Origin of the sequence: Huijunlia imazamoxiresistens (assembly GCF_037132455.1) — a bacterium.
Taxonomy (GTDB): Bacteria; Bacteroidota; Bacteroidia; order Chitinophagales; family Chitinophagaceae; genus Flavisolibacter; species Flavisolibacter imazamoxiresistens.
Window position 1 is genome coordinate 1 of the sequence record NZ_JBBBEI010000060.1, and the last position, 6,407, is coordinate 6,407.

Below are 6,407 nucleotides of genomic sequence, written 5' to 3' on the forward strand. Positions count from 1 at the left end.
CAGCGGCTTTGCTTCCTATGCCTGGCAGAACGGCTCGACCGATTCGGTCTTTACCGTTACGGCTCCCGGCACCTATTCTCTCACCGCCGTGAATGGTTGTGGTTCGGTGTACCGCGATACGGTGCAGGTAACGGCGCACCCGCGTCTTTCCATCAGCCTCGGCCCGGACCGCTCCAAGTGCAACCGCGATTCGGTGCTGCTGACCGCCCCGGAAGGGTTCCTGCACTATACCTGGTCGCCGGGCGGGGAAACCGCGCCCCTGCAGGGGCGGCAGGTAAAGGTGGGGCCCCTGGAAACCACCACTTATACCGTTACCGCGGAAAAGACACCCGGATGCTTTGCCTACGATACGCTGGTGGTCCGGGTGTATACTTCGCCAGAAATCCGCCTGGGGGCCGATACCTCCATCTGCCGCAACGACTCGCTCGTCCTGGATGCGGGACCCGGCTTCGTATGGTATTCCTGGAGTCACTATACCCGGCAACCGCGGCAACTGGTGGCGGACCGGCCCGGTACCTACTGGGTCATCGCCCAGACCGCCCAGGGCTGTTTTTCCACCGATACCCTGAAGCTGCTGCAGGTGCACAACCTGCCCCGGCCGTACCTGGGACCGGATTCGATTGTTTGTTCCGGCCAGTCCCGGGTGCTGCGTACGCCGGGTACCTACCGTGCCTATAACTGGAGCACCGGCGCTGCCACCAGCACCATCAGCGTTGGGGTGGCCGGTACCTACTGGCTGTCGGTTACGGATACCAACGGCTGTCGGGCAGCGGATACAACCGTCATTCCCGCGGTGGTAATGTCGCCTGCCGGCTTCCTGGGACCCGATGCGTCCATTTGCTCCTACGGCAGCCTGGAACTGCAGGCCGGCGGGGCGTTTTCCGCCTACGCCTGGAGCACGGGTGCCGCCGGAAGCGCCATCACGGTGACACAGCCCGGCACGTACTGGCTGGAGGTAACCGACAGGGATAAGTGTACCGGCAGGGACAGCGTGATTGTCCGGCTGAAGAACTGTATGGAAGGGGTTTATGTGCCGAATGCCTTCACGCCGAATGGCGACGGGTTGAACGATGTATTCAAAGCCCTGGTTTACGGGAACGTGCGCTCGTACAGCTTCCAGGTGTATGACCGTTCGGGGAAGGTCGTGTTTCAGACCACCACCCCCGGCGCCGGCTGGAATGGGGCAAACCGGATGCAAAACCCGGGGGAAAACGTGTTCTTCTGGGTCTGCAACTACCAGTTGAACGGCAAGACGGAGCTTAAAAAAGGGACGGTGGTTTTGCTACGGTAGCGGCTGCCCTCCAAGCAGTGTAAGCTCCCTGTAGTTTAGAGCCATTCCTGGGTTGAAGTTTCAAAATTGTCGGCTTTACCGGATTTCGGCCACTTGGGTATAGAGGTCACAATTTTCTTAAATTAAAACCACTGCTCTGCAGTTGAACCAAACCTGCTGGACAGATGATGTTAGCTCTATGCTGGCGAGTTTCAGCAGCATGATCGGGTGAAATATAGTGGTGGAAGAGTAGGGGCGGGCTCTTAACACTTTTATTAACACCGGGCGGAAAAAAGCGGTAAATTTGGACTGTTCAAAGAATAAAGTTAGCTACAGTAAAAGGTTTCAGCGGATGTGCTTCTAAGTGCCGCGCTCTCCGAAGAAGCGGCCCATCGCTTGGTGGCGCTGCTGGAAAAGCAGTTGGAATCCTATTAATTTTCATTTATTTATGGTTGAGCCCTTGAAGTCCGGGAGCGGTAAGGCGTTTACGCCGCTTCCTCCTGCGGGCAAGCCGGGCCGGAAATGCAGTGATAAAAGCGGCGCTTAGCCCGGTCTAATGTATAATCCCCTGATTTTGTGAAGGTCACGGGTTGGAAAATGCGTTCAATTTTTTCAAAGGTTTCTTAAACATGGGCCTGATTATAGCTATTTATAGGCTAAATTGGGCCTCTTTTATGTCTACTACCCTTCAAAACACCATTTCCCGGGAGATCAGGGATTTCCGGGCATTCGAAGCCACGCCGGGCATCAGCGTGATCGTTCGGGCAGATGCTCCCCGTTACACCCTGGTGGCGGTAAGCAATGACTTTATCCAGGCCTCCGGCATGAAACGGGAAGAGGTCATCGGGGCCGGCCATTTTGCCGTTTTTCCCCAAAACCCCGACGATCCCCAGTTTACCGGCGAACGGAACCTGAGGGCTTCCTTTGACTACATCCTCCAAAATAAAAAGAACCACCAGATTCCCCAGCAGCGCTATGATATTCCCAACGGGGACGGCGGCTTCCGGCTGAAATACTGGAGGGTCACCAATGCCCCGATCCTGGACGATGAGGGCGGGGTGGCCTATATCGTCCATTCTGTGGTGGACATTACCGGGCAGGTACTGGCGGAGCAGAACCTGGAACGGAGGAAGGAAATGGAAAAGGCGTACAGCCTGTTTCTGAAAGCACCTGCCAGCCTGGTGATCGTAAAGGGGGAGGACCACATCATTGATTTTGCCAATGAAGCCATTCTTCATACCTGGGGAAGAACCGCAGACGTAGTGGGAATGCCGCTGCTCGAAGCCCTGCCCGAACTGGAACAGCAGGGATTCGGGGCGCTGTTCGAAGGTGTACGGAAGGGCGGCACCATCCATAGAGCCTACGGGTACCCCGTTGCGTTTGTGCGGGGCGGCAGGGAGGAGGTTCTGTATTTTGATTTTGTGCTGCAGCCTTACTATGAACAGGAAGGAGACCGGACCCCGGCTGGCGTGCTGGGGATTGCCCATGACGTTACCGAACAGGTACATTCGCGGCAGCAACTGAAAAATATTGTCGCCCTGGCCCCGGACCCGATCCTGATCCTGCGGGGGGAGGATATGGTGCTGGAAATTGCCAACCAGGCACTTTTTGAACTCTGGCAAGTAGGACCGGAAGCGCTGCACAAGCCCTTTTTGGAGATCCTGCCGGAAATGAAAGACCAGGGTTTCCTGGACCTGCTCCGAACGGTCCTGCACACTGGTGAACCGTTTTATGGCAAGGAGGAGCCCGCCGTTTTCCAGCGCGCCGGCGGCAGGTACGAAACCCGCTACCTCAACTTTTCTTACCAGCCCTACCGCGAAGCGGACGGCACCATCAGCGGGGTGCTGGTTACCGCAACCGATGTAACCGGGCAGGTGGAGGCGCGGCAAAAGCTGCAGGAAAGCGAACGCAACCTGCGCAACACCATCCTGCAGTCGCCCGTTGCCATGTGCATCTTCAGGGGACCTTCTTTTGTAGTGGGCGTGGCCAACGAACGTATGCTGGAACATTGGGGGAAAAAGGCGAAGGAGGTGCTGGCGCGGCCCATTTTTGAAGGCCTGCCCGAAATAAAGGGCCAGGGCCTGGAAGAACTGTTGCAGGGCGTGTACACCAGCGGGGAATCGTTTTCCGCCGAGGAGCGGCCCGTGCTGCTTCCACGCGAAGGGGGCCTCCGGACCGTTTACGTGAACTTTGTGTATGAACCGTTCCGCGAGGGCGACGGCACCATATCGGGCGTGATTGCGGTGGCCTACGAGGTTACCGCCCAGGTAAACGCCCGCAAGAAGCTGGAAGAAAGCGCCCAGCAGGTGCGCTCCCTGGTGGAAAGCGCGCCCTTTCCCATTGGCGTGTATACCGGGGCGGAAATGCGGATCCGGCTGGCCAACAAATCCATGATCGATGTATGGGGCAAAGGACCGGGCGTGGTGGGAAAGTGTTACCCGGACGTGTTGCCCGAGCTCGGGAACTCGGAAATTTTTGCCCAGCTGGAAGGCGTATACACCACCGGCATCCCCTTTCATGCCCGCAACCAGCGGGTGGACCTGGTGGTGGACGGCCAGCTGGGAGCCTTTTACTTCAACTATAGTTTTACCCCCCTCCATGATGCTGCCGGAAAGGTATACGGCGTGATGAATACCGCCGCGGAAATTACCGACCTGGTGACCGCCCGCCAGCAGGTGGAGCAAAGCGAACGCAACTTCCGTAACATGGTCCGGCAGGCGCCGGTGGCCATGTGCATTCTGCTGGGCCCGGACCACGTGGTGGATATTGCCAACGACCTGATGATCCGCCTGTGGGGAAAGCCGGCGGAGGAAGTGATGCACAAGCCCATTTTCGAAGGACTTCCCGATGCCCGCGAACAAGGCCTGGAGCAACTGCTGGCAGGGGTGTACCAGTCCGGCGAGCCCTTTACGGCCCATGAGCGCCCGGTGGAGCTGGTGCGGGGCGGGAAACGGGAAACGGTTTACCAGAATTTCGTGTACGAGCCCTACCGCGATTCCGACGGCAGAACACTGGGGGTGCTGGCCATATCGGTGGACGTCACCCCGCAGGTGCTGGCCCGCCGGCAGATCGAGGAAGTGGTGCGGCAGCGTACCGGCGAACTGGCAACGGCCAATGAGGCGCTGCAGCGAAGCAACGGGGAACTCCAGCGCACCAATGCCAACCTGGAAGAATTTGCCTATGCCGCCTCCCACGACATGAAAGAGCCGATCCGGAAAATCCTGTTCTATGCCGACCGGCTGAGGCTGGAACTGCAGGAGCAGCTGAAGGAAGGGCAAAGCCGGCTGTTTGAGCGCCTGGAAGGAGCGGCACAGCGGATGCGTACCCTCATCGACGACCTGCTGACCTATTCCCAGGCCACCAAAGGCCTGGCGGACCAGGAAGTGGTTTGCCTGGACAAAACCGTGCAGCTGGTACTGGAGGACCTGGAACTGGAGGTGCAGCAGAAGGGGGCCGTCCTCAGCCTGGGCGCACTGCCGGTAGTGCAGGGTAACCGGCGCCAGCTGCAACAGCTGTTCCAGAACCTGATCTCCAATGCCCTCAAATACAGCCAGCCGGGGATTGCCCCGCACATCCAGGTCTCCGCCCGGAAGGTCCGGCCGTCCGAAGTACGACCGGGAATTGCTTCCGGGCCGGACCGGTGGTACCACCTCATCGAGGTGAGGGATAACGGCATCGGCTTCGAGCAAAAGGAGGCCGGGCGGATCTTCCAGGTCTTTACCCGTCTCCCCAACCAGGGCCAGTACCGGGGCACCGGTGTGGGCCTGTCCATCGTGCAGAAGGTGGCGGAGAATCATGACGGTGCCGTTTGGGCCGAAAGCGAACCCGGCAAGGGCGCGGTCTTTACGCTCCTGCTGCCTGCCGGCTAGGGGCCGGTAGCCCAGCTAGGGGTTGCCGGTGCGGCCCTGTTCCGAAGCCGTGCCGGGCGGCACGGTTAACAGGGCGTACCCGAGGGGGTGGATGCCGGAGCCGAACCTGCGGGTGTACGCCTTGGTGAATTCCGCCCCGAAGTACAGGATCAGCGAAGAGTAGTACACCCATACCAGCAGGACCACCAGCGAGCCGGCAGCGCCATAGGTATTTCCGAAATCGCTGGTGCTGATATAAAAGGAGATCCCAAACCGGCCCACCATAAAAAGGATGGCGGTCACAATAGCGCCCGGCCATACATCCCGCCACTTCAGCCGAGCGGCCGGTAAGATTTTGAAGATCACGGCAAACAGGCAGGCTGCCAGCAACAAGGTAAAGGCCTGGCTGGCCACATATACCAGCACCGCGCCCAGCCCGGGGATCAGGGCGCTCAGCTTTTTGCCGATGCCTTCCATGATAGCGGAAATAGCCAGGGAAACCAGCAGCAGGAAGCCGACGCCGGCAATAATGCCAAAGGCAAGCAAGCGGTTTTTCAGCAGCCTCCGCCAGCTACTGCCGGGCTTTATTTTCAGGTGCCAGATGGTATTGATGGAATCCTGGATTTCCGAAAAGACCGAGGTGGCACCCACCAGCAGGGTAATGATGCCGATCCCCGCGGCCGCGCCACCGCCTTTGCTGGCGAAAGCTGTTTTGATCAGCTGTTGCAGCTGTTGGGCAGCGTCCGGTCCTACCAGGTCCTGGATCTGGGGGTACAGGGAACCTTCCACCGCCTGGCGGCCCAGGAAGATCCCGGCCAGGAAAATAGCCACCAGCAGCATGGGACCCAGGGAAAAGAGGGTGAAATAAGCCAGTGAGCCACCCAGTTTGGCCACTTTATCCTCGGAAAAGCCGGTAAAAGCATCTTTCAGCACACTCCAGAAACCTTTGAGGGAAAACGATCTCATGCTTTATTTACTAAGCGGGAAAACAATTATCATGCATAACTTACTATAGCCTGTGCCTGCGGGGCGCTTCGGGCCCCAAGCGGGCGCCATGCAGGGCAGTTTTTGAAAGCTGGCCTTGCCGAGCAAGAAAAAATATTTTAGAAAAAATCTTCCTTCGGTGTTTCCCTTCTTCCATGATTGCCGGATTATCCTAATACAAAGCGCGAATGAAACGGCACACGAAACGAAGAATCAAAGAACACCAGGATAGAAAATAATTAAATCAGCCATTTCGCTCCCAGACGTCTGCATCGATCGATCCTCTTGCTGCACCACCACTCCCG

3 protein-coding genes are annotated in these 6,407 nt (G+C 58.3%); 2 read left to right on the forward strand and 1 reads right to left on the reverse strand.

What is annotated here, in order from left to right; all coding sequences use genetic code 11:
* Together V9K67_RS26600 and V9K67_RS26605 are read left to right on the forward strand one after the other, a co-directional pair.
* On the forward strand, nt 1–1,291 hold a 1,291-nt coding region (locus tag V9K67_RS26600; protein ID WP_336728100.1), incomplete at its 5' end, for a T9SS type B sorting domain-containing protein.
* Between the two features lie 653 nt (nt 1,292–1,944).
* The gene (locus V9K67_RS26605; RefSeq protein WP_336728102.1) at nt 1,945–5,139 is read left to right on the forward strand and encodes a PAS domain-containing sensor histidine kinase; all 3,195 of its coding nucleotides are present in this window, start codon (nt 1,945–1,947) and stop codon (nt 5,137–5,139) included.
* 15 nt (nt 5,140–5,154) lie between these two features.
* Here the strand turns inward: V9K67_RS26605 and V9K67_RS26610 are convergent, their stop codons facing one another.
* Entirely contained in the window at nt 5,155–6,084 is a 930-nt protein-coding gene (locus V9K67_RS26610) for a YihY/virulence factor BrkB family protein (RefSeq protein ID WP_336728104.1), read from the reverse strand.
* Between the last annotated feature and the right edge of the window lie 323 nt (nt 6,085–6,407).